The sequence below is a fragment of the Tritonibacter scottomollicae genome (assembly GCF_003003215.1).
Classification (GTDB): domain Bacteria; phylum Pseudomonadota; class Alphaproteobacteria; order Rhodobacterales; family Rhodobacteraceae; genus Epibacterium; species Epibacterium scottomollicae.
Window position 1 is genome coordinate 51,475 of the sequence record NZ_PVUF01000006.1, and the last position, 23,815, is coordinate 75,289.

22 protein-coding genes are annotated in these 23,815 nt (G+C 62.0%); 9 read left to right on the forward strand and 13 right to left on the reverse strand.

Translation table 11 applies throughout. From position 1 onward, the window contains the following. Window positions 1-44: 44 nt before the first annotated feature. Window positions 45-455, forward strand: a complete 411-nt coding sequence (locus tag CLV89_RS11350; protein WP_106163787.1) for a VOC family protein — start codon at window positions 45-47, stop codon at window positions 453-455. Further along, on the forward strand, window positions 452-1,378 hold the full coding sequence (locus tag CLV89_RS11355; protein WP_106163788.1) for a 2-hydroxyacid dehydrogenase: 927 nt from the start codon (window positions 452-454) through the stop codon (window positions 1,376-1,378). The genes CLV89_RS11350 and CLV89_RS11355 overlap by 4 nt, the downstream gene beginning before the upstream one ends. 88 nt (window positions 1,379-1,466) lie before the next feature. Here the strand turns inward: CLV89_RS11355 and CLV89_RS11360 are convergent, their stop codons facing one another. From CLV89_RS11360 to CLV89_RS11405, 9 genes are all read right to left on the reverse strand, one after another. After that, window positions 1,467-3,482, reverse strand: a complete 2,016-nt coding sequence (locus tag CLV89_RS11360; RefSeq protein ID WP_106163789.1) for a M3 family metallopeptidase — start codon at window positions 3,480-3,482, stop codon at window positions 1,467-1,469. 252 nt (window positions 3,483-3,734) lie between these two features. Continuing rightward, complete coding sequence (locus CLV89_RS11365) at window positions 3,735-4,541, reverse strand: amino acid ABC transporter permease (RefSeq protein WP_106163790.1); 807 nt, start codon at window positions 4,539-4,541, stop codon at window positions 3,735-3,737. A gap of 74 nt (window positions 4,542-4,615) precedes the next feature. After that, entirely contained in the window at window positions 4,616-5,407 is a 792-nt protein-coding gene (locus CLV89_RS11370) for a transporter substrate-binding domain-containing protein (RefSeq protein WP_106163791.1), read from the reverse strand. Between the two features lie 2 nt (window positions 5,408-5,409). Next, on the reverse strand, window positions 5,410-6,489 hold the full coding sequence (locus tag CLV89_RS11375) for a HesA/MoeB/ThiF family protein (RefSeq protein WP_106163792.1): 1,080 nt from the start codon (window positions 6,487-6,489) through the stop codon (window positions 5,410-5,412). Continuing rightward, the gene (gene dut, locus CLV89_RS11380; protein ID WP_106163926.1) at window positions 6,486-6,974 is read right to left on the reverse strand and encodes a dUTP diphosphatase; all 489 of its coding nucleotides are present in this window, start codon (window positions 6,972-6,974) and stop codon (window positions 6,486-6,488) included. The genes CLV89_RS11375 and dut overlap by 4 nt, the downstream gene beginning before the upstream one ends. 764 nt (window positions 6,975-7,738) lie before the next feature. Next, complete coding sequence (locus CLV89_RS11390; protein ID WP_106163794.1) at window positions 7,739-8,113, reverse strand: response regulator; 375 nt, start codon at window positions 8,111-8,113, stop codon at window positions 7,739-7,741. Window positions 8,114-8,422: 309 nt separating this feature from the next. Further along, complete coding sequence (gene coaBC, locus CLV89_RS11395; RefSeq protein ID WP_106163927.1) at window positions 8,423-9,634, reverse strand: bifunctional phosphopantothenoylcysteine decarboxylase/phosphopantothenate--cysteine ligase CoaBC; 1,212 nt, start codon at window positions 9,632-9,634, stop codon at window positions 8,423-8,425. A gap of 90 nt (window positions 9,635-9,724) precedes the next feature. Then, entirely contained in the window at window positions 9,725-10,534 is an 810-nt protein-coding gene (locus CLV89_RS11400; protein ID WP_243394988.1) for a ChaN family lipoprotein, read from the reverse strand. Window positions 10,535-10,560: 26 nt separating this feature from the next. Next, window positions 10,561-11,439: an RNA polymerase factor sigma-32 gene (locus CLV89_RS11405; protein WP_106163796.1), complete on the reverse strand. Its 879-nt coding sequence runs from the start codon at window positions 11,437-11,439 to the stop codon at window positions 10,561-10,563. Window positions 11,440-11,625: 186 nt separating this feature from the next. Between CLV89_RS11405 and cobU the strand changes: the two genes are divergently transcribed. The 4 genes from cobU (at window position 11,626) to CLV89_RS11425 (ending at window position 15,066) form a co-directional block, all read left to right on the forward strand. Beyond that, window positions 11,626-12,144 (forward strand): bifunctional adenosylcobinamide kinase/adenosylcobinamide-phosphate guanylyltransferase, encoded by a 519-nt coding sequence (gene cobU, locus CLV89_RS11410; protein WP_106163797.1) that lies wholly within the window; start codon window positions 11,626-11,628, stop codon window positions 12,142-12,144. Then, on the forward strand, window positions 12,141-12,722 hold the full coding sequence (locus tag CLV89_RS11415; RefSeq protein WP_106163798.1) for a histidine phosphatase family protein: 582 nt from the start codon (window positions 12,141-12,143) through the stop codon (window positions 12,720-12,722). The genes cobU and CLV89_RS11415 overlap by 4 nt, the downstream gene beginning before the upstream one ends. Window positions 12,723-12,781: 59 nt before the next feature. Next, a complete protein-coding gene (locus CLV89_RS11420; RefSeq protein ID WP_106163799.1) occupies window positions 12,782-13,462 on the forward strand; it encodes a glutathione S-transferase in 681 nt (226 codons plus the stop codon). Between the two features lie 101 nt (window positions 13,463-13,563). Next, window positions 13,564-15,066 carry a YifB family Mg chelatase-like AAA ATPase gene (locus CLV89_RS11425; protein ID WP_106163800.1) on the forward strand — a complete coding sequence of 501 codons (1,503 nt, stop codon included), beginning with the start codon at window positions 13,564-13,566 and terminating at the stop codon, window positions 15,064-15,066. A 7-nt stretch (window positions 15,067-15,073) separates the two neighbouring features. On the opposite strand, the gene CLV89_RS11430 is transcribed toward CLV89_RS11425, so the two are convergent. The 4 genes from CLV89_RS11430 to rsmI form a co-directional block, all read right to left on the reverse strand. Beyond that, the gene (locus tag CLV89_RS11430; RefSeq protein ID WP_106163801.1) at window positions 15,074-15,961 is read right to left on the reverse strand and encodes an alpha/beta hydrolase; all 888 of its coding nucleotides are present in this window, start codon (window positions 15,959-15,961) and stop codon (window positions 15,074-15,076) included. Further along, entirely contained in the window at window positions 15,958-16,893 is a 936-nt protein-coding gene (gshB, locus tag CLV89_RS11435; RefSeq protein ID WP_106163802.1) for a glutathione synthase, read from the reverse strand. Before gshB ends, CLV89_RS11430 begins: the two co-directional genes overlap by 4 nt. A 61-nt stretch (window positions 16,894-16,954) precedes the next feature. After that, window positions 16,955-17,329 (reverse strand): YraN family protein, encoded by a 375-nt coding sequence (locus tag CLV89_RS11440; RefSeq protein WP_106163803.1) that lies wholly within the window; start codon window positions 17,327-17,329, stop codon window positions 16,955-16,957. A gap of 4 nt (window positions 17,330-17,333) precedes the next feature. After that, window positions 17,334-18,191: a 16S rRNA (cytidine(1402)-2'-O)-methyltransferase gene (gene rsmI / locus CLV89_RS11445; RefSeq protein WP_106163804.1), complete on the reverse strand. Its 858-nt coding sequence runs from the start codon at window positions 18,189-18,191 to the stop codon at window positions 17,334-17,336. An 88-nt stretch (window positions 18,192-18,279) separates the two neighbouring features. Here rsmI and CLV89_RS11450 point away from each other — a divergent pair, with 88 nt between their 5' ends. The 3 genes from CLV89_RS11450 (at window position 18,280) to murJ (ending at window position 23,796) form a co-directional block, all read left to right on the forward strand. Beyond that, complete coding sequence (locus CLV89_RS11450) at window positions 18,280-19,464, forward strand: penicillin-binding protein activator (protein WP_106163805.1); 1,185 nt, start codon at window positions 18,280-18,282, stop codon at window positions 19,462-19,464. 64 nt (window positions 19,465-19,528) lie between these two features. Further along, window positions 19,529-22,252: a [protein-PII] uridylyltransferase gene (locus CLV89_RS11455; RefSeq protein ID WP_207796916.1), complete on the forward strand. Its 2,724-nt coding sequence runs from the start codon at window positions 19,529-19,531 to the stop codon at window positions 22,250-22,252. Continuing rightward, window positions 22,249-23,796: a murein biosynthesis integral membrane protein MurJ gene (gene murJ / locus CLV89_RS11460; RefSeq protein WP_106163806.1), complete on the forward strand. Its 1,548-nt coding sequence runs from the start codon at window positions 22,249-22,251 to the stop codon at window positions 23,794-23,796. The genes CLV89_RS11455 and murJ overlap by 4 nt, the downstream gene beginning before the upstream one ends. The last annotated feature ends 19 nt before the right edge of the window (window positions 23,797-23,815 follow it).

The following is a 23,815-nucleotide window of genomic DNA, read 5'->3' on the forward strand; positions in this document are numbered from 1 at the left end:
CGCTATGCAGACGTGACCCTAATTTCTGTCTCAGGAGCCCGCACATGAGCATCTTTCACCTCGCCTATCACGTCGACGACCTGGACGCCGCCAGCACCTTCTACTCCGAAACGCTGGGATGCCGGGCCGGGCGCAGCACCGACAGCTGGGCAGACTTCAATTTCTTCGGGCACCAGATCTCGCTGCACAAGGGCACGCCCTTCGCCACCGCCAAGACAGGCCGGGTGGGAGAGCATCTCGTGCCGATGCCGCACCTTGGCGTGATCCTGCCGCAGGACCAGTGGGAACGTCTGGCCGAGCGCCTGCATGAGGCAGGTGTCGAATTCGAGATCCCGCCCACTACACGGTTCAAGGGAGAGCCCGGCGAACAGAGCACCATGTTCTTCTACGACCCGGCCGGCAACCCGATCGAGGTCAAGGGCTTTGCCGATATGGACGGAGTCTTTGCCACATGATCAACGCCCTGTTCGCCGCCGGACCGGACCGCTGGGACACCTATGTCTCCCCCCTCAAGGCCGCTTTCGAGGGTGCTGGGCTGGAGGTCGATCTGCGGCAGGATTTCGCGCCGAAAGAGGTCGACTACATCATCTATGCGCCCAATTCCGACCTGCAGGATTTCCGCCCTTACACGCGCTGCAAGGCGGTGCTGAACCTCTGGGCCGGGGTGGAAAAGATCACCGGCAACGCGACCCTGACCCAGCCGCTGTGTCGCATGGTGGACCCGGGCCTGACCCAATCCATGGTCGAATGGGTCACCGGCCATGTGTTGCGCTATCACCTAGAGATCGACCGTTCCGTGGCGCTGCAGGACCGCTGGCTGCCCTATGTGCCGCCGCTGGCAGAAGAACGCCCGGTCACCATCCTCGGTCTGGGTGAATTGGGTCAGGCCTGCGCCACCGCCCTGACCCGGCTGGGCTTCCCGGTATCCGGTTGGTCGCGCACGGCCAAGGATCTGCCTAGCCTCAGCTGCCATCACGGCACCGACGGGCTTCGGGACGCGCTGGCTTCGGCGCAGATCGTGGTACTGCTCCTGCCGGACACACCGCAGACCGCGAACATTCTCGACAGCAACAGCCTTGGCTGGCTGCCGCAAGGGGCGCGGATCATCAACCCGGGGCGTGGCCCGTTGATCGACGATGCCGCCCTGCTGACCGCGCTGGACACTGGCCCGGTGGACCATGCCACGCTGGATGTGTTCCGGGTGGAGCCGCTGCCCGAAGATCATCCCTACTGGGCCCATCCCCGGGTCACCGTGACGCCGCATATCGCGGCGGAAACCCGCCCCCTCACCGCCTCCCGCGTGATTGCCGAGAACATGCGCCGGGGCGAAGCAGGCGAGGCCTTTCTCTATGTGGTCGACCGCGACCGCGGCTATTAAGCCATAAAAAAGGGGCGCACGACGGCGCCCCTTCTCTTCATCTTTTCATAAATACCTCCCGCCGGAGGCCGCGCCCCGACAGGGGCGCCTATTCTGCCGCCAGCCCGCGGCCCTTAAGCAGCGCCTCAACGCCCGGCAACCGGCCCCGGAAAGCGGCATAAAGCGCGGCCGCATCCTGTGAGCCGCCCTTAGACAGGATATGCGCCTCCAGCGCCTCGGCGCGTTCGGGATCGAACGCGCCACCTGCCTCCTCAAAGGCGGCAAAGGCATCGGCGTCCATCACCTCCGACCACATGTAGCTGTAATAGCCCGAGGAATAGCCGTCACCAGAGAACACATGCGCAAACTGCGGCGTGGCATGGCGCATGACGATAGCACCGGGCATGCCGATCCGCTCCAGAACCTCCGCCTGTTTGGCCATCGGATCCGCCGGGGCTGCTCCGTCGTGAAACTCCAGATCCACCAGCGCCGAGGCGACATATTCCACAGTCTGGAACCCCATATTGAAGGTCGCCGCGCCCAGCACCTTGTCCAGCATCGCCTTGGGCATCGCTGCACCGGTCTCGGCATGGGTGGCAAAGTCCTGCAGCACCTCCGGCACCTCCAGCCAGTGCTCATAAAGCTGGCTCGGCAGTTCCACAAAGTCCCGCGCCACCGAGGTGCCCGACACGCTTTCATAGGTCACATTTGACAGGATCTGGTGCAGCGCGTGGCCAAACTCGTGAAACAGCGTGCGCGCATCATCGTAGGACAACAGCGCCGGATCGCCCTTGGCGAAGTTGCAGACATTGACCACGATCGGCGTCTGCGCTTCCGGGAACTTCGCCTGCGCCCGCATCGCCGAGCACCAGGCGCCGGAGCGTTTGGAGCCGCGCGCGAAGTAATCCCCGATGAAAACCGCCAGATGCTTGCCGTCCCGGGTCACCTCCCAGGCGCGACAATCCTCGTGATAGAGAGGCACATCGAGCGGCGCGAAGTTCAGCCCGAACAGGCGGTTGGCGCAGGCAAAGGCCGCCTCGATCATCCGGTCGAGCTGCAGATAGGGTTTCAGCTCCGCCTCATCGAGGTCATGTTCGATCTTGCGGCGTTTTTCGGCGTAGTAGTGCCAGTCCCAGGGCGCCAGATCACCATTGATGCCATCCTCATGCATCATTCCCGTCAGCACCTCGGCATCCTTGTCGGCCTGCGCCTTGGCAGGGCCCCAGACGTCCATCAACAGGCCTCGCACCGCCTCCGGCGTCTTGGCCATCTCGGTTTCCAGCTTGTAGGCCGCGAAGTTTTCATAGCCCAGAAGCTTGGCGCGTTCCTCGCGCAGCGACAGGATCTCAGCGGCAATGGCGCGGTTGTCATGCTCACCACCATTTGCCCCGCGTGCGGCCCATGCGCGAAACGCCTTTTCGCGCAGGTCGCGGCGGGGTGAGAACTGCAGGAACGGTGTGACGATGGAGCGCGCCAGTGTCACCACGGGACCATCCGCGCCCTTCTCTTTTCCTGCGGCGCGCGCATTCTTGACGACGAAGTCCGGCAGTCCCTGCAGATCCGCGTCCGAGAGTTCCATGTGCCAGTCGCGCTCATCCGCCAGCAGGTTCTGGGTGAAATTGGTGCCGAGGGTCGCCAACCGGGATTTGATCTCCTGCATGCGGGTATCTTCGGCGCCCTCCAGCGCCGCGCCGCCGCGCAGGAAGCCACGATGGGTCAGCATCAGGACCCGGGCCTGCTCCTGTGTCAAATCCAGGTCTTCGCGCTGATCCCAGACCGCCTTCACCCGCGCATAAAGCGCCTTGTTGGCGGTGATGGCGGAGAAATGCGCCGCCAGTTTTGGCGAAAACTCCCGCTGCAACGCCTCGCGTTTCGGGTTGCTGTCGGCGCCAGCCACGGAGAAGAACACCGACAGGACCTGTTCCAGTGGCTGGCAAGGTGTCTCCAGGGCCTCGACCACATTGGCAAATGTCGGGGTGTCCGGGTTCTGTGCGATGGCGTCGATCTGCGCACCATGGGCGGCAAGCGCCTGCTCCAGCGCCGGGGCGAAATCGTCATCGGATATCTGGTCGAACGGCGCGATGCCGAAGGGGGTCTGCCAGTCTGCGAGCAGCGGATTTGTCATGTGAGATCTCCTTTGCGCTGACGCTAACGGCTTCGCTCCGGAGCTGCAATCTGTCCCCGTGCCGGGCCGTCAGGCCCGGCGCCCGGCCCAACCCTGCCAAGGGGGGCTTGCCCATGGGCAAGAGCACCTGCGGGGGCGGGAGCGCTCCCGCCCCCGGCGCCCAGCATCAGGAGATGCAAGGACCGTCGTTGGGCCGGGCCGCGCGCCCTGACGGGCGCGCGGCGGGCGCCAGATCGCTCTGTTGGCGCAAGATCAGCCTTTGTCCTGTTTGTTGCGCAGATGCCGCTCAAGTGCCCGTAGCCCAAGCGACAATGATATCGTCATCGCCAGATAAACCAGCGCAACCATGTTATAGGTCTCAAAATAGCGAAAATTGCTGGCGGCCGTCACCTTGCCCAGCTGGGTGATATCCAGCACGCCCAGAACCGAGACCAGCGAGGAATCCTTGACCAGCGCCACGAAGTCGTTACCCAGCGGCGGCAGGATGGTGCGTATCGCCTGCGGAAACACGATGAAGCGAAACCGTTGCCAGCCGGAGAGCCCAAGCGCTTGGGCCGCCTCTTTCTGCCCCTCTGGAACAGACAGCAGGCCAGCGCGAAAAACTTCCGCGATGAAAGCGGAATAGGCAATCATCAGTGCCAGAATGGCGCGCCATAGCAGAGGAAAGCTCCTGGTGCGGATCTCCTCCAGCCCCAGAAAACCGCCCAGCCAGTTCCGCAGATCCACCAAGGCAGGCGCCACCACAAAGGCCACGTAGAGCAGCAGCACGATGATCGGAATACCGCGCACCACCTCGACATAGAACCGGCAGGTCTGACGCACCAGCAGCCACCTGGAATCAGCCCCCAGTGCAAGCGCCATCCCCAGCGCGGAAGCGGAGAAAAAGCTGACAAGGGTGACAAAGACCGTCACACCAACCCCGCGCCAGAGCGTATTGAGGATCTGCGCATAGACCTCGCTGCGCGCAACTTCGACGCCGAGGTAGAGTGCTGTCAGCCCCACGGCGACCAGCCACCAGGGGAAATCTTCCTTGTCTTCACGCGTGCGGCGTTCGCTCATTATCTTGTCCTGTCACGACAAACCCCGGCCGAAGGCGCGGCCGGGGTGGTATTGGAAGTAGGAGGTGTCTTGGCCTATTGGCCCATCTTGTAGTCGAGGAACCACTTCTTGTTGAGCGCATCCAGCGTGCCATCGGCCTTCATCTCGGCCAGGGCGGCATTCACCGGCTCCACCAGATCGCTGCCCTTTGGGAAAATGAAGCCGAAGTCCTCGGTCCCCAAGGGATCTCCGACGATCTTCAGAGCCCCATCAGATGCAGCAACCACCCCATTGGCCGCGGTGCTGTCGGAAAGCGCCAGATCCACGTCGCCCGCCCGCAACGCCTGCAGTGACGCACCAAAGGTCTCGAACAGCTTGATGCGCGGGTTGGCTTCGTCCCCGTCAAGCACATCGTAGACAGTCACGTAGAAGGGCGTGGTGCCCGGCTGCGCCGCCGCGAGCAGGTCGTCATCGGCGGCAAAGCTGGCGGCATCCGTGAACCGATCCTCCTCGCTTGCCACGATCATGCGCATCTGCGAGGTCAGGTAGCTTTCGGAGAAATCCACCTTCTCCTTACGGTCGTCCCGAATGGTAATGCCATTCATGGCTATATCGTACTGACCTGCGGTGATCGCCGGGATCATCGCATCCCAACTGGTGTTCTCAAACTCCACAACCAGGTTGAGCCGTTCCGCGATCTCGGTGATCGCATCGTATTCCCAGCCCACAGCCTGACCCGTACCGGGCTCGATAAATTGCAGCGGCGGGTAGGTGTTCTCGGAGGCGACAAAGATTTCGCGCCCCTCAAGATCCGGCAGATCGGCGGCAAGGGCACTGGCGGCAAAGCCAGCGGTCAGCGCTGCGGCCAGGGCAAAGGTGCGAGTCATGATCAGTTTTCTCCTGTCGGGGCCGGTTTATTGTCGGTCTGTCCGCAAACGGGACAGTTCGCGCGCGATTTGAGCGCAATCCGGCGAGTTTCACCATAGAGACCATCGTAGATCAACATCTGTGAGCGCAAGAGCTCTCCGGCGCAGGTGATCTGTTTCACGGCCTCCACGGCCATCATTGCCCCCACCACCCCGGGCAACGGACCGATCACGCCTGCTTCGGCACAGCTCGGTGCGAGCCCCTCGGCAGGTGCCTCGGGAAATATGCATTGATAGCACGGCCCGCCATGGGCCGGATCAAAGACCGAAATTTGCCCTTCCCACTGGGTCAAGGCCCCCGAGATCAAAGGCTTTTGCTGTGTCACAGCGGTGCGGTTGACCAGATAGCGGGTGGCAAAGTTATCGGTTCCGTCAAGGATCAGATCATATTCCCCAAAGAGATCAGGAGCGAGTTCCTCGGTCAGTCGACGATGATAGGGGCGTATCGTGACGAACGGGTTCTGTGCCTCCATTGCGGCTTGGGCAGAGAACACCTTGGGCAAACCGATATCCTGATCGCGGTGGATCACCTGCCGTTGCAGGTTCGCATTCTCGACCGTGTCATCATCGATCACGCCAATGGTGCCAACACCTGCGGCTGCCAGATACTGCAGCGCCGGGGCACCAAGCCCCCCCGCCCCGATCACCAGTACCTTGGCGGCCTTCAGACGTTTCTGGCCAAGGCCACCCACCTCGCGCAGAACGATGTGGCGGGCGTAGCGGTCCAACTCCACCTCGCCAAATGGCCCATCGCTTGTTTCCGCTGTCGCCGCAACCGTGTCCGCTGCGTCCGCTCGCGTTCGCAACCGCTTCAGGGCCGCGGAATAAAGTGCCACCAGCGCGGCGAAACCCGCGAGGATCAGCCACAGGCCGGGCGTCCCGCCCGTGGCCTGTCGCAAGGGCGCACCGTCCGGCAAGGTCAGCTGGATCGTCAGAACTGCAACAAACAAGAGCCCCAGCAGCAGGATGCGCAGATTCCGGTCAAACCCCATCAGGCGACCGCCCCACCAGATCAGCCCGGCGAGCCCGAAGACGAGGATCATGCCGCGCCTCCCGTCCCTGTGGAGCCAAACCCACCCGCGCCACGTTCGGTTGCGTCGGAAAATGCCTCGACCACAGACAATGCCGCCCTGAGAACCGGAACGAACATCAACTGAGCGATACGCTCGCCCGGTTCGATCCGGATCGGCTCCGCCCCCACCGGGTTGCGATTCCAGGCGCTGATGAAGACCTGCCCGGTGTAGTCGGCATCGATCAGACCGACAGTGTTGCCCATCACCAACCCCTTCTTGTGCCCCAGACCAGAGCGCGGCATCACAAGCGCCGCGCAGGCGGTATCGCCCATGTAGAAAGCGAGCCCCGACGGGATCAGCACTGCGGCGTCCTGCGCCACGATCTCCATCGGCGCATCAATGCAGGCAAAGAGATCGATCGCCGCCGATCCGGAGGTCTGATAGCTGGGCATGCCCCAGTCGCGAATGCGCGGGTCGAGAATTTTCACTTCTACCGCAAAGGGCGCTTGCGTCATGAGACCATCCTTCTTGTCGTCTGTCCTGCCGATGAATTTTATGCGCAGGGGGGCGCCCCGGTTATGCCCCGGAAGCGGCATGAATTGCCACCGCAGATGTAGAGCCGCCACAGCCCAGGCCCTGAGGCCTCACGCAATGGTGACGGCGACCAACATCAGCGAGCGCGCGCGCCATCTGCAAGACTTGCCGGAGAGGTCTTGGCGTCCATCTCCCCCGCCCATTCGACTGGAGCACTCAACAGCGCCCGAGCGCGACATGTTTGAATGCAGTCAAAGAGAGATACGGAAACCCTATGATGGGGGCAGCTTTACCAATCCGCCGCATAATGCTGCGGATATCGTGGTGCTTTGTGCATATCCCACACGATCAGATGTCGAGGCCAGATCTGCCGGGCGCGCATATCGCGATGGTTGTTTCGTCACGGCAATTCTGAACAGACGCGGGCGCGATTTTCAGGGCGCCAGCGCACGCGCTGCGTCGCTCCATGACCGGGATGCTCTGGCAGCCGCAGCATAGGTACTCGTAACCGACAACAGGCCAGACGACCTAGACCACTTGGGCCGCAGGACGGCGGGCACATCAAATAGGTACAGCGCCAGCATGCGTCCAAAGCGCGGCGTTGCGCCCTTCCCCGCCGCCAAGCAAGGAAGGCACACGCAGATTGAAGACCACGCCTGCGCAATATTTTCTATGCGTTTCCGCTTAGACCAACGCGGACCCTACCCCCGGCCAAGAATACGGGTATTCGCAGCTGCCAGCAGCGTCAACGCACTGGTTCCGACTGCAAGAGCTGTGCGGCGGCGCCTCGAATGTCTTCTTCGCTGGCGGGCTTGCGTACCACCAATCCGCGCGCCGGACGGGTCGACAATTGGTCCGCCTCGTCGCCATCCGCCAGCAGAAGCACCGGGATTGCCCTAGCATTCGCCTCCGCCACGGCCTGGTCACAGAGCTGGCCGCGCAGGTTGATATCAAAAATACAAAGATCAAAGGGGTGATTTTTCATCATCTGGCATGCATCCACCTCGCTGGATGAAAGCTGCGGCGCACCAATACGATACATGCGGATCATATCGCACATCAGCTGGCCCAGAAGGTTATCGCCCTCCAGAACCAGTATATCCAGTTCATCGCTTGTCATCTTTGCACCCTGCTGGGGCAGACAGCTTTCCGATCCAGTTCAAGCGCTATGATCGCCGAAATTTCCAACTTGTCACTCTTTACCAAACTGATCTCCATACACAGGCTGTGCCGCACAACTTCGAGCAGCATGGAAACAACACATCAACGGCTGACCGAAAAAACTGCTCAGCTTGTAGTTGTTATACATCTCAGGTGGTTAACCAGCCAATGACTTTCCGTAAAAAGCAAAAACTGAATATTTAACGCTCTGCCTCTCATAACGGGAATGTGAACGTCAGAGACTTGATTATTCTTGGAAATCTCCGGTTCAACGCCCCGGTTCAGAGGTGGAAAGGGATTGAGAGATTGCCTCGGCCAAACGCTCAGCCACCTGTTCCTTGGGCATACGTGGCCAGTGTTCGGCCCCATTCTCGGATATGAGAACCACCGCATTCTCACGCCCCCCCATGATTCCGGTCTCCGGCGATACGTCATTCGCCACAATCCAATCGCAGCCTTTCCGGCTCCGTTTTGCAGTCGCATATTCAACTACATCATTGGTTTCAGCCGCAAACCCAACGACGAGCGCGGGGCGATCCTTCGTTCTGCGCGCCACCTCTCGCAAAATGTCCGGGTTCTCGGCAAACTCAAGTGTTGGAAGGCCATCTTTGGTTTTCTTCAGCTTGCGATCAGACGCGGAGGCCACGCGCCAATCGGCAACAGCCGCAGCAAAGACCCCCGCATCGGCCGGCAAGGCAGCGTCTACGGCGGCTTGCATCTCGCGCGCGGTTTGCACCGGCACCACCTCTACCCCATCCGGCGGGGGCACCGTTGCAGGGCCCGTGATGAAGACCACCTCGGCTCCCAATGCGCTCAGAGCACGGGCCACCGCCGCACCCTGCGCGCCAGAGGACCGATTGGCGATATACCGCACCGGATCTATGGGCTCATGGGTCGGGCCAGAGGTGACGATGATCCGTTTCCCCCGCAGCGGGCCAGACGCAAGACGTTCCGCGATCGCCGCAACGATTTCCTCTGGCTCTGCCAGTCGTCCGGGACCGAACTCACCGCAGGCCATACCGCCCTCGTTGGGCCCGACCATCTGGATGCCATCGGCGCGCAACTGCGCGATGTTGCGCCGGGTTGCAGGATGCTCCCACATACGCACATTCATCGCAGGCGCCAGCAGCACCGGGGTGTCCGTCGCCAACAGCAAGGTGGACGCCAGATCATTGGCGTGCCCCTGCGCCATCTTTGCCATCAGATCCGCCGTCGCCGGAGCCACAACCAGCAGATCCGCACTGCGCGATAGCTGAATATGGCCCATTTCCGCTTCGGAGGTCAGGTCAAACAGATCACGATGCACCGCGGTCCCCGCCAAGGCAGACACCGACAAGGGCGTCACGAATTCTTCGCCCGCACGGGTCAAAACCGGGGTCACCCGCGCGCCCTGATCCTGCAACCGCCGAATGAGCTCCAGCGACTTGTATGCGGCAATGCCACCGCCGATGATCAGCAGAATATGTTTACCTGACAACATGATGCGCCCTCGGTTGCTGCGTTCGCCCGACACACTACTGCGCCTGCGCAGCTGAGGGAAACGCTTTTGCGACCAGTCCTGTCGCAGCGCCTACTTGAACGCAGAACAGGGGTCTGGTCGCGCCACGACTGGCCCATCCAGAACCATGTCAAAAACGCCGTCCACCTGCCCGGCTTCCGACTGACCAAGTGCGAAAATCTCCAAATCCGGCGCCGCCTGCTGCAGGTAAACCGGCACTCCGCGATCACGCCGGACATGGCCGTTGCCGGTCACAACGACCACTGGCCCGCCAACGGCTTTAAATGCGTGCAGCGCGGCGCGCGCCAAAGTGGCATCGCGCAGTCGCTGGATGTCGACCATCGCAGGTAGCAGATTGTCCGGTAGGGCCCCACAATGCGCGGCCTGCTGCTCCGCCTCTCGCGCGCCCTGTACGTCATCGGACAATGGTGTGGACAAGCCAAAGACTGTGGCGTCCTCGCCAAAGTACGCCGCAACACCTTCCGTCATCGCGGCCCGCGCCTGGGCACGTGGCACCGCCGCCCCCCAATGCCCTGCCGTCGTAGCGGCCTCGAAGATAGGCTGATACATGGAAAAGTCTGGCCAGCCTAAGGTGCTCCATTGCAGCAGGTCGCCCAGCTCAGCTGGTGTCTGCAACGCCTCTTTGGTGAGTAGGTCGGCCTGATCGGCGGTCAGCATCTCCCAAACCACCGCGCTCGGGGCAAGGACTGCAATCAGCAGCGCCTGCCTGTCGTGGTGCGTGGGGTTGTCGTGCACCTCACCCAACAGGACGATATCCGCTCGCGCGGCTTCTGCGATGACCGGCGCAAGATCCGCCGCTGTCGCAGCCCGGACAGACATAGCAACAAGAACGACGGCAATGGCCAAGCGACCCTGCAGCATTCCTCCGCGAAACGAATGGCACATCCTCATGCGAGGAAGTTTTGAACCTCGCGCGACTGACCTTCAAGAGTCTTTTTCATCTTCTGGAAAGCCGCCGCCTCCAGCTGACGGACCCGTTCCTTCGACAAGCCCAGCTCATTGCCCAGGCTTTCCAGCGTACGCCCATCTTCGCGCAGCTTCCGCTCGCGTATGATGAAACGCTCGCGCTGGTTCAAGCCGTTCAATGCGGTAATCAACCACTCGCGCAATTGACGATTATCGTGGTCGGCCTGCACGCGCTCTGCCGCCTGCTCGCTGTCGTCTTCCAGCGCGTCGATCCACTCTCGCCCATCTTCATCTGCCGACTGCACTGCATTCAACGAGAAATCCGCGCCGGTCAGGCGACCGTCCATCATCTCCACATCTCGCAGTGGGACGCCAATTTCCTCAGCGATCATCTGCTGCAGCTTGTGGCGATCCAGTTCGACACCTTCGCTCTGCGCCTCCCGCTCCAGCTGCGCCTGCACGCGGCGCATATTGAAGAACAGCGATTTCTGCGAAGACGTGGACCCGGTGCGCACCATAGACCAGTTGCGCATCACGTAGTCCTGAATGGAGGCCTTGATCCACCAGACAGCATAGGTCGAGAACCGCACGCCGCGATCCGGATCGAACTTCTCGGCCGCTTTCATAAGGCCCAGACCGGCCTCCTGGATCAGGTCATTCATCGGCGCGCCATATCGGCGGAACTTCGACGCCATGGAGACCGCCAGACGCATGTAGGCGTTGATCAGTCGATGCAGCGCCTGCACGTCCTGTTCGTCCCGCCATGCGTAGGCCAGAGCCAACTCCGTTTCTGCATCCAGAAGCTCGGCTCTCATTGCCCGCCTTGGAAGGGGGTTTTCGGTGCTCTCGTCCAGTGCCATGTTAAACTCCCTGTTCTAAGAACTACGTTAACAACGTGTGAGGGCCGGCTTTGGTTCAAAAATAGTCTTGATGTCTGTCGTTTGAGATCCAACAACGGTGCAGATCACCAATCGGGCCATATTCGACGGCCGCTTGCAGTGCGCCTCGCGCCACGCAACATTCTTACAACTTTGAGGGTATCCACATTGTCGGGCAGAGTCACAGTTATTCTCGGCGGCGCAGCATCCGGCAAATCCGCTTTTGCTGAACAAACCTGCGTCAACACTGGGAAAAATCGCTTATACTGGGCGACTTCACAAATACTTGATGAAGAAATGCAAAAGAAGGTATCGCGTCATCTCGCGCAGCGTGGCGGCGGCTGGACCACTTTGGAAGAGCCCTTCGACGCGCGAAAGGTCCTGCCGGAAGCTCAACCCAAAGATGTATTACTGATGGATTGCGCGACGATGTGGCTGACCAATCATCTTTTGGCAGATCATGACCTTCAACAGCAAACCGAGGCGCTGCTTTCCGGTTTCGACAACTGTGCGGCGGACATTGTCGTGGTCACCAACGAGACCGGCCTTGGCATCGTGCCCGAAAACGCGCTCGCCCGCCGGTTTCGCGAGGCACAGGGGCGGCTCAACATCGCGCTCGCAGCCCGGGCGGATTGTGTGGTGATGGTCGCGGCAGGCCTGCCCATGGTGTTGAAGGGGGCGCTATGATCACCCGATTTCACATGGTGCGGCATGGCCCGACCCACGCCAAGAGCATGGTTGGCTGGTCCAATCTACCGGCCGATCTCTCTGATACCGCCGCCCTGGCCCGTTTATCCGAGGCCCTGCCGGATGACGCCGTGGTGATTTCCTCTGATCTCGACCGCGCAGTGACAACTGCCGATGCTATTCAGGGGCAGCGCTGTCGCCTGCCCCACGCGCAGGCCCTGCGTGAAATGCATTTTGGGGACTGGGAACTGCGCCGCTGGAGCGACATTGATGCAGAATCGCCCGACCAGATTCGGGCCTTCTGGGAGCAACCCGGAGATGTCGCCGCGCCCAATGGCGAGAGCTGGAATATGCTCCTGCAGCGTGTCACAACATGTTTCAACCGTCTGGCACAGACACACGCCGGGCAAGACATCGTCGTTGTCGGGCACTTTGGCCAGATCCTCTGCCAGCTGCAGCGGGCTGCGGGCATCACTGCAACAGAAGCGTTTTCGCAAAAGATTGACAACCTTTCGCTCACGCAGATCAGCCACGCGGAAACAGTTTGGCAGGTTGACGCAATAAATCAAATTTTGTGATTACTCACAGCACAAACATTAGATTTACTGATGGACCTCATCGCCCGATAGTCGGTGACATGACATATACACTCCACATCGGTGATCGCATGTATTCCAGCTGGTCTTTGCGCGGCTGGCTCATGCTCGAAAAGTTCTCTCTGCCGCATCAGGTGCAGCTGGTCGGGCTTTATTCAGGAACCATGGCACAAGACCTTGCCGATCTTGCCCCGGCGCGTCTGGTGCCCACGCTGCAACTGCCCGATGGCACCGTCGTCGGGGAGACTCTGGCCATGGGCGAAACCCTGGCCGAACGGCACCCCGATGCGGGGCTCTGGCCCGCCGACGCCACACTTCGTGCCACCGCGCGGTGGCTTTGTGCCGAGATGACCTCCGGGTTTGCGGCGCTACGCGGCGACTGCCCGATGCAACTCAGCCATATCTGGCGCGGATTTGAGCCCTCCGATGCCGTCAGAGCTGATCTGGCAAGGATCGAAACCCTGTTCGCCCACGCCCGTACCCTTTCCGGTCAAACGACCGGCCCCCTCTTCGGGAGCTACAGTCTGGCCGAGGTGTTCTATACTCCAGTCGCCGCCCGGATCATCGGCTACGACCTGCCCGTGTCAGCCGAAACCCGCGCCTATTGCACGGAACTGTTGCGCGACCCGGCGGTACTGGCCTGGCAAACAGCGGCGCAGACGGTTACCTATGATCCAGAACCCTACCTGCAGGATCTTGAGCGCGCGCCCTGGCAGCTATGAGCGATTTCGCGACCGGTTAACGGCGCATTTAACCAATCAGTAACCACGTTTCCCAATGCTGTCCTTCGAGGCTCTCAACCGAGGGACCTCGGGGGGCAGAGATGATTTCACGCGCACATACAGTTTCATTTCAGGGGGTTGAGGCCTGCCCGGTGGAGGTGCAATGCGCGGTATCTCCGGGATTGCCCGCCTTCTCTATCGTCGGCCTGCCCGACAAGGCGGTCAGCGAAGCGCGCGACCGGGTCCGCTCGGCCTTGGCGGTGATGTCGATCGCCCTGCCCTCAAAACGCATCACCATAAATCTCTCCCCTGCCGACCTGCCCAAGGAAGGCAGCCACTTTGACCTTCCCATCGCGGTGGCGTTGTTGACAGCGCTGGAGATCCTGCCGCCGGAGGCTGCGGAGGAGACACTGTCGCTTGGTGAGCTGTCTCTCGACGGCACATTGGTCGCCATCACCGGCGCCCTGCCTGCGGCCCTTGCGGCCGCAGAACAGGACCGCAGCCTGCTCTGCCCAAAGGGATCGAGCGCGGAGGCCGCATGGGTCGAGGCGACGCCGGTCATCGGGGCTGCCTCCCTGACCGAGGTGATCCGCCACTTCACCGGGAAAGGCGTCATTGCGCCTGCCACCGCAGGTGAGGTCATCGAAACCGCATCGGACAAGGATCTTTGTGATGTGAAGGGACAGCAGGTGGCGCGGCGGGCATTGGAAATCGCCGCTGCTGGCCGTCATCATCTCCTGATGAGCGGGCCGCCGGGGGCAGGGAAATCCATGCTGGCCGCGCGCCTGTCGTCCATCCTACCGCCCCTGACACCGCAGGAGGCGCTGGAAACCTCCATGATCCATTCGATCTGCGGGCTGATCGAAGCGGGTGGCGTTAGCCGCAGCCGCCCCTATCGGGCACCGCATCACACCGCCTCAATGGCCGCGATTGTCGGGGGTGGACGGCGGGCGCAACCGGGCGAGATCAGCCTGGCGCACAACGGGGTGCTGTTTCTCGACGAGCTGCCGGAGTTTGCCCGCGCGGTTCTGGAGACCCTGCGCCAGCCGCTGGAAACCGGCGATGTCATGGTGGCCCGCGCCAATGCTCACATCCGCTACCCCAGCCGTTTCATGCTGGTGGCCGCCGCAAATCCCTGCCGCTGCGGCTATATGAGCGACCCGGCGCGTGCCTGCCCAAGGGCTCCGGCCTGCGGCGTCGACTACATGGGGCGGATCTCAGGACCGATGATGGATCGTTTCGATCTGCGGATTGACGTCGAACCGGTGCCATTCGCGGATCTGGAACGCAGCCGCCCCGGCGAATGCTCGGCCTCGGTTGCCGAACGGGTGGCAAGGGCGCGCGCTGTGCAAGCCGAACGATACGCCGCATGTGACGGTGCGACGGTGAATGCGGATGCAGAGGGGCGTGTCCTCGAGGACGTCGCCAAACTGGAGACCGAAGGCCGCGCGTTGATGCTGCAGGCTTCGGATTGCTTTGGCCTCAGCGCACGCGGGTACCACCGTGTTCTGCGCGTCGCGCGCACCATTGCCGATCTCGATGGAGATGCAGGCATTGCGCGCGATCACGTCGCGGAGGCGCTTTCTTACCGTATGCCTCAATAAGATCCGCTCAAAGACAGGCCCGCGCGAAATACGAAATATCGCATAAAGAGCGACGCGCCTCGGGTATCCAGCCATCAAACAGATGCCAGACATGAGGCGCGCTCGGGTGCACCGTCTCGGTCACATCCGCCCCATGGGCGCGCAGGCGCGCAGCCATGCGACGACAGTCGTCCAGCAGGATTTCGGTCTGTCCATAATGCAGCAGGACCGGCGGGCAGTCGGGAAAATCCGCAAACAAGGGCGAAAGGCGCGGATCTTCAGCATCCTCGCCCTCGGGCAGGACATAGCCGACAAGTTCCCGAATGCGTTCTGCCGGCAGAAACGGGTCCGCATTGGCGTTTCGCGTCAGGCTCTCGCCCGTCAGGGACAGGTCGCACCAAGGCGACATCGCGAACAGGCCCGCAGGTGGCGTGCCCGCCCGGCAGAGATGCGACAAAAGCGCAATGGCCAATCCGCCGCCCGCGGAATCGCCGCCGATCACGATATCCGAAGGTGCATACCCCATCGAGACAAGGTGATCCCAGGCCGCACAAGCATCCTCATAGGCGGCTGGAAACTGATGCTCCGGCGCCAGGCGATAATCCGGGGCGCAGATCTCAAGCCCAGAGAGCAGAGACAGCCGCCCCAGCATGGCCGCATAGCTGTTCGGGCTGCCCGCGATATAGCCGCCACCGTGGAGAAACAGGATGATTTTGCCACGCGCGGGCCGCCCGACGTGAATCCGGTCGAAACCTGCGCTGTCGTGAACGTGACAGAGGTACGGCGGCGGTCGGCATCCGATGCGGGCCAGCCGCTCAAACCCTATTCGCGCCTCGATCGGCTCTTTGACATGTTGCAGCCGTGGGCGCCCCACATGCCGCAACCCACGCAACAGAACGGCAAGTTGCCAGCTCATCCGAGCCGCCCCTCGATCGCCTCCCAGACCTTTTCGGCAATATTCACGTCATCAAACCGCTCCAGTTCCTGGATGCCGGTGGGCGAGGTCACATTGATTTCGGTCAGATAGTCCCCAATCACGTCGATGCCGACAAAGATCTGGCCGCGTTCTTTGAGAAGTGGCCCGATGGCGGCGCAGATCTCAAGGTCGCGTTCGGTCAGACCGACCTTCTCGGGCCGCCCGCCCACATGCATGTTGGAACGGGTCTCGCCGGCCGCTGGCACTCGGTTGATCGCGCCCACGGGCTCGCCATCGACGAGGATCACCCGTTTGTCGCCATTGGACACATCCGGCAGGAATTTTTGCACGATCAGCGGCTCGCGGCTGAAGCCGGTGAACAGCTCATGCAGGGAGGACAGGTTGCGGTCATTGGCGTCCAGCCGGAACACGCCCGCGCCGCCATTGCCGTAAAGCGGCTTCAGGATCACATCGCCATGCTTGGCCTTGAACGCCTTGATGGTGTCCAGATCACGGGCGATGGTCGTCGGTGGTGTCAGGTCGGGAAAATCAAGAACCAGCAGTTTTTCCGGGTAGTTGCGCACCCAGAACGGGTCATTCACCACCAGCGCATCACCCTTCAGCCGGTCCAGCAGATGGGTCGCGGTAATGTAGTGCATGTCGAACGGCGGGTCCTGACGCAGCCAGACCACATCGAAGTCAGCCAGATCCACCTCGCGCAGTTCGCCGAGCGTCGCCGGGGTGCCCGCGACACGTTGCACCACCATGTCATGACCGCGCGCGGTAATGCGCCCTTCCTGATAGGCCAGCTGGTCAGGACTGTAGTAAAACAGCTCATGCCCACGGGCCTGCGCCTCTTCGGCGAGGCGGAAACTGCTGTCGGCGTTGATATCAACGCCCATGATCGGGTCCATCTGAAAGGCGATTTTCATGGCATCTGTCCCTTATTCTGTTGGACGGAACATGGCGTAGGCCAAGGCCATGTTCAATGGCTCAACCGTGACCATAGGCATTTTCGAGGATCTCCACCTCGCCGACGCCCCAGACCAGCACAACATCGAGCCGCACATCAGTCAGCTGCCCCTGTGGCTCGCCATCCAGAAAGACCGAGGCACTTGCCATCACCCGTTGCATTTGCCCTGCGGTAATCCGCGCGGCAGCCTTGTCGCGGGTGGCACTGGATTTCACCTCGGCAAAAATCACCTGTGCGCCGTTGCGCAGGATCAGGTCGATCTCACCATGAGGGCACCGCCAGCGCGTCTCGGCGAGGGTGTAGCCCCGGTCCAGATAGGCCCGGATCGCGACGTCTTCAGCGGCAGCCCCGGCGATATGGGCCCGGCGTCCGCGCTCGCTGCCGCCCTGCCCCATCGGCTCAATCCTCGCGCGCGATCTGCAGCGCCTGCTGGTAGATCTTGCGCCGGGGTTCGCCATGCGCCTCGGAGACAATCGCGGCGGCATCCTTGACGGAGTTGTCTTTAAGCGCCGCGCGCAAGTCCGCCTCCAGATCCGCATCGCTGCTGGCAGCCGCGCGCTGGCGGTCCACCAAGACCACGATCTCGCCCTTGACTGGCGCCTCGGCCAGCCCGGCAGCCAGCACCGACAGCGATCCGCGGCGGACCTCCTCGAACTTCTTGGTCAGCTCACGACACATGGCCGCCTCACGGTCCCCAAGAACCTCGGCCATATCCGCAAGCGAGGCGGCAACCCGTTTGGGCGATTCGTAAAACACTAGCGTTCCGGGAATATTTGCGACTTCTTCCAGACGCTTGCGGCGCGCCCCAGACGCATTGGGCAGGAAGCCGGAAAAATAGAACGCATCCGTCGGCAGCCCCGCCAGCGTCAGCGCGCAAAGGGCCGCAGAGGCGCCCGGCGCAGCCGTCACAAGATGCCCCGCAAGTGCGGCTTCCCGGCTGAGATCATAGCCGGGATCAGCGATCATCGGCATGCCCGCTTCCGATGCGTAAGCGATCGATTTTCCCGCTGCCAGATCCGCGAGCAATCGCGCCCGCGCGCCCGCGCTGGAGTGATCATGGTAGGCCACGACGGGGCGATCGCCCAATGGAACCCCGTGTATCTCCAACAGCTTACGCATAGATCGCGTATCTTCCGCGGCGATTATGTCGGCCGATGCCAACACATCCAGCGCACGCAGGGTGATGTCTCGGGCGGTGCCGATGGGGGTCGCGACGAAGTATAACCCCGGCGACAAACTGACGATCTTGTGATTCACGCTGGACCCGCTTTTCTGGTCGTCTATGATTGCTCCGAACCAATACGGGTGCGCGATGCATAACGCCGCAGCCCGGAATAGGGAGTTTATGCGCTTTATGTTTGCTGTTTTCAATCGGGCTCGCAAGATTGTCCTGACCGCCACCGCCGTTGCCGCGACCGCTCTCGTGGCTGCCTGTGATCCGGGCGCAATTTCCGGAGGTGGGCCCACCATCAACACCTCCAAGCCCGTACCGGTGGCGCTTCTGGTGCCGCGCGGCTCTGCCCAACACGGTGACGGTGTTCTTGCGCAAAGCCTGGAAAACGCCGCCCGCCTTGCCATTGCTGATCTGAACGGCGTGAAGGTGGATTTGCGGGTCTATGACACCGCTGGCAATCCACAGACCACGGCCAATGTCGCCGCACAGGCGGTCAACGACGGCGCGCGCATCATTCTTGGCCCGGTCTATGCGGAGGCCGCGAATGCTGCCGGTATCGCGGCAGCCAAACGCGGCGTGAACGTGCTTGCATTCTCCAACAACCCCTCCATTGCCGGTGGCAATGTCTTTGTGATGGGGGCCACGTTCGACAATACCGCAAGCCGCTTGACCCAATATGCAAAACGCCAGGGCAAAAGCACCATGGTTGTGGTCTCGGGCAACAATGCTGCGGGCCAGGCCGGACGTGCCGCGATCCAACAGGCCGCAGTGCAGAGCGGCATGACCATTGCAGGCAATGTCAGCTATGATCTGTCGCAGCAGGGCGTGATCAATGCGATCCCGACCATCAGTCAGAACGTGCGCCAGTCGAATGCGGATGTGATGTTGATGACGGCCACAACTGCCGGTGCGCTGCCGCTTCTGACACAGCTTCTGCCCGAAGCCGGGGTAAAGACCACCGATGTACAATACATGGGCCTGACCCGCTGGGATATTCCGGCGCAGACACTCGAGCTGCCCGGCGTTCAAAACGGCTGGTTCGCGCTGCCTGACCCGCAGAAATCTGCGGCCTTCCGTGCCCGTTACCAATCCACCTATGGCGCCGCGCCGCATCCGATCGGTGGTCTGGCCTATGATGGCATCGCCGCAATCGGCGCATTGGTCAGCGCTGGAAACTCCGGCGCGCTGACCGGCGCCGCCCTGACACAGCCCGCCGGGTTCCAAGGCACAGGCGGCATTTTCCGTCTCCGCCCGGATGGTACCAACGAGCGCGGCCTCGCCATTGCAACGATTCAGGACAAGAAAGTCGTCATCATTGACCCAGCGCCCCGCAGCTTCCCAGGAGCCGGTTCCTGAACCGGCAGACGCTCACGCAAAAACCCATCCCGAACCTCTGGGGTCGCTCATCTGCGACCCCAGCATGATTTTTGACACTGATGCCATCCGGTTTCGGGTCATGGAGCTCTCTCAGGATCTTCAGGGGGCGGAGTTTCGCGCCGCCGTCGTGGCACTGCTGCGCGAGGCCAACAAGGCCGGCCGCAGCGCCATTGCCGATGCTTTTGAGCTGCAGCCGTTCGCCGCGCGCGAGCTGGCACGCTCCTACACCTATCTGACCGACGGGCTTGTCACCACGGCGCTGATGGCGGCCAACGATGTGCTGCACCCGATTGCCACGCCCACCACCGGCGAGCGGATCGCCGTATTTGCGGTCGGGGGCTATGGCCGCGGTGAGATGGCGCCCTTCTCCGATGTCGATCTGCTGTTCCTGACCCCCTACAAGATCACCGCATGGGCGGAGAGCGTGATTGAATCCATGCTCTATATCCTGTGGGATCTGCGCCTGAAGGTCGGACATTCCAGCCGCACCATCAAAGACTGCATCCGCCTTGGCTCTGAGGATTTCACCATCCGCACTGCCATGCTGGAGCATCGGTTTCTGGCAGGGCATGGCCCCCTCGCAACAGAGCTCGAAGACCGCCTGGCCAAGGATCTATTTGCCAAGGACGCCGCCGAATTCATCGATGCCAAGCTGGCTGAACGCGACGCCCGCCACCTGAAGCAGGGCGAGCGCTACATGGTGGAGCCCAATGTCAAAGAGGGCAAAGGCGGCCTGCGCGACCTTCAATCACTGTTCTGGATCGCCAAATATCTCTACAAGGTGCAGGATGTGGCCGAACTGGTGCCACTGGGCCTGTTCCGCCCGGATGAGTTTGATTTCTTCGCCAAGGCCGAAAATTTCCTCTGGGCGGTGCGCGCGCATCTGCACCTGAGTGCAGGCCGCGCCACCGAAAAGCTGACGTTCGACGTGCAGGTGCAGATTGCGGAACGCATGGGCTACCAGGACACCTCGGGACGTCGCGCGGTTGAAGTCTTCATGCAAGACTATTTCCGTCACGCCACGCAGGTCGGCGATGTGACCCGCATTCTCTTGTCCAAACTCGAAGACAGCCAGCTCAAGAGCGAGCCACTTCTGGAGCGCATTTTTCGGCGCAAACCGCGTATCAAGCCCGGCTACAAGATCACCCACAACCGCCTGGAAATCTCGGAGCCAGAAACGTTCCTGAGCAACAAGCTGAACCTTCTGCGCATGTTCGAAGAGGCCCTGCGCACGGGCCTGCTGCTCCATCCGGACAGTATGCGGCTGGTGCGTGGCAATCTCGACCTGATCGACGACGAGATGCGCAACACCCCGGATGCGCAGCGGATTTTCCTGGACCTACTGCTCAAGCACGGTAATCCTGAACGCGTGCTGCGACGGATGAACGAGCTGGGCGTATTGTCGGCCTTCATCCCCGAATTTGAGCCGATCGTGGCGATGATGCAGTTCAACATGTATCATTCCTACACGGTGGACGAGCACACCATTCAGGTGATCTCCAACTTCTCCGCCATTGAGCGTGGTGAGCTGGAAGACGAGCTGCCCCTGTCCTCCTCCCTCATCAAGAAGGGAGTGAACCGCAAGGTCCTGATTATCGCGATGCTGCTGCATGACATCGGCAAGGGACGGCAACAGGATCACTCCATCCTCGGCGCACAAATCGCCCGCAAGGTGGCGCCCCGCCTTGGCCTCAGCAAGTCCGAATCCGAGACGGTTGAATGGCTGGTGCGGTATCACCTGTTGATGTCGGACATGGCGCAGAAACGCGATATCGCCGACCCCCGCACCGTGCGCGACTTTGCCAAGGCCGTACAAACCGTGAAGCGGCTTGATCTGCTGCTGCTGCTGACGGTCTGCGATATTCGCGGCGTGGGTCCGGGCACCTGGAACAACTGGAAAGCGGTGCTCTTGCGCGCGCTTTACAACCAGACCCGGGATGCCATGGAAAACGGGCTGGAGGCCTTCAACCGCGAACATCGCGGTACCGAGGCCAAAAAGCGCCTGCGCAAGGCCCTGCCCGACTGGGGGAAATCCGCCGTCAAACGCGAAACCGCACGCCACTATCCGCCCTACTGGCAGGGGCTGCATGTCACCGCACATGTGGATTTTGCCGAGATGCTGCGCGAGATCGACGTGCTGGATGATCCATCCGCCATGCTGGTGCGGCTGCACCCTGACGAGGACCGCGACGCCACCCGCGCCTGTTTCGTGATGCCGGACCATCCGGGCATCTTTGCCCGTATCGCGGGCGCTCTGGCGCTGGTGGGGGCCAATGTGGTCGATGCGCGCAGTTACACCACCAAGGACGGGTTTGTCACCGACGCGTTCTGGGTGCAGGACGACGATGGCCACCCGTTCGAGGCCTCTCGCCTGCCGCGCCTGCGTAGCATGATTGAAAAGACCCTGCATGGCGAGGTGATCGCGCGCGAGGCCCTGAAGTCACGCGACAAGATCAAGAAACGCGAGCGTGCGTTTCGAGTGCCGACCCATATCACCTTCGACAATGACGGCTCCGAAATCTACACCATCATCGAGGTGGACACCCGCGACCGTCCCGGCCTGCTTTATGATCTGGCTCGCGCCCTGGCGAGCGCCAACGTCTATATCGCAAATGCGGTCATCGCGACATACGGTGAACAGGTAGTGGATAGCTTCTACGTGAAGGACATGTTCGGGTTGAAATATCACTCTGCTACGAAGCAGCAGTCGCTGGAGAAGAAAATCCGCCAGGCCATCATCGACGGTGCAAAGCGGGCCGACACATGAAGCCGATCAAATTGCTGTCCGGCTTCATGACGGTCGGGTTCTGGACCTTGGCCAGTCGTATTCTGGGGTTCGTCCGCGAGATCCTGATCGCCGCCTATATCGGGCCGGGTCCGGTTGGGGATGCGTTCTATGCCGCATTCCGGCTGCCCAACATGTTCCGCCGCTTCTTTGCCGAAGGCGCCTTCAACGCTGCCTTCGTGCCGATGTTTGCCAAACGCTGGGAGGCCGAAGATAACCCGCAGGGGTTTGCGCAGGAGGCCTTCAACCTGTTGGCGGTTGCGGTTCTGGGTCTGTCCGGCCTCGGCATGGTGTTCATGCCCGCACTGGTCTGGGCCACTGCGGGCGGTTTTGTCGGCGACGCGCGCTTTGACCTTGCGGTTGGATTTGGCCGTGTGGTCTTTCCCTACATCCTGTGCATGTCGCTGGCGGCGCTATTCTCTGGCGTTCTGAATGCAACGGGCCGCTTTGCGGCGGCAGCGGCGGCGCCTGTGCTGCTGAACATCTTCACCTGTGCCGCGATGATCGCAGGTGCGGTGCTGGGTCAGGACGTGGTGGACTGGCTGATCTGGGTCATACCGCTGGCCGGTGTGGCGCAGCTGGCGCTGGTCTGGATCGCAGCCGGTCGCGCCGGGATCACGTTGCGCCCCGGCCTGCCCCGACTGACGCCGGACATGAAACAGCTGGTGAAGGTCGCCCTTCCCGCAGCGCTGGCCATGGGGGTCACCCAGGTCAACCTGGTGGTAGGCCAAATCGTGGCCTCCGGGTACGACAGCGCTGTATCCTGGCTGTCGCTTGCGGATCGCCTGTATCAACTGCCTCTTGGTGTGGTCGGCATTGCCGTCGGCATTGTGCTGCTGCCCGACCTCGCCCGCCGTCTGCGCGCGGGGGATGATCGCGGCGCACAGGACGCCCTGTCGCGTGCGGGAGAATTCTCCCTGCTGCTGACGGTCCCCTCTGCGGTGGCCTTTATCGCCATACCACTGCCGCTGGTCTCCGTCCTTTATGAACGCGGCGCAACCGGGCCGGACGACGTTGCGGCCATTGCACTTGCGGTTGCGGTCTATGGCGTCGGTCTGCCTGCTTTTGTGCTGCAGAAGGTGTTGCAGCCGCTGTATTTCGCGCGCGAGGACACCCGTAGCCCATTCCGCTACGCGCTGATGGCGATGGTGGTGAATGCGGCGCTGGCGCTTGGGCTGCAGCCCTTGTTTGGCTGGCTGTCACCGGCTGTGGCCGCGACCGTTGCCGGCTGGATCATGGTTCTCCAACTGTGGCTTGGGGCACGGAGCATGGGGGACGCCGCCCAATTCGACACCCGGTTCAAACGCCGCAGCCTGCGTATCTTCCTTGCCTCTGTGGCGATGGGGCTGGTGCTGATCCTCGCCGCCAACGCGCTCGCCCCTGCGCTTGCGATGGGATACTGGCGCTACCTTGCGCTGCTTGCCCTGATCGTGATCGGGGCCGTGACCTACTTTGGGATTGGGCAGATCATCGGCGCACTGCGCCTGTCGGATTTCAAATCCGCACTGCGTCGCGGCAGGGCATAGTCATTGCGCCCGTCAGGGA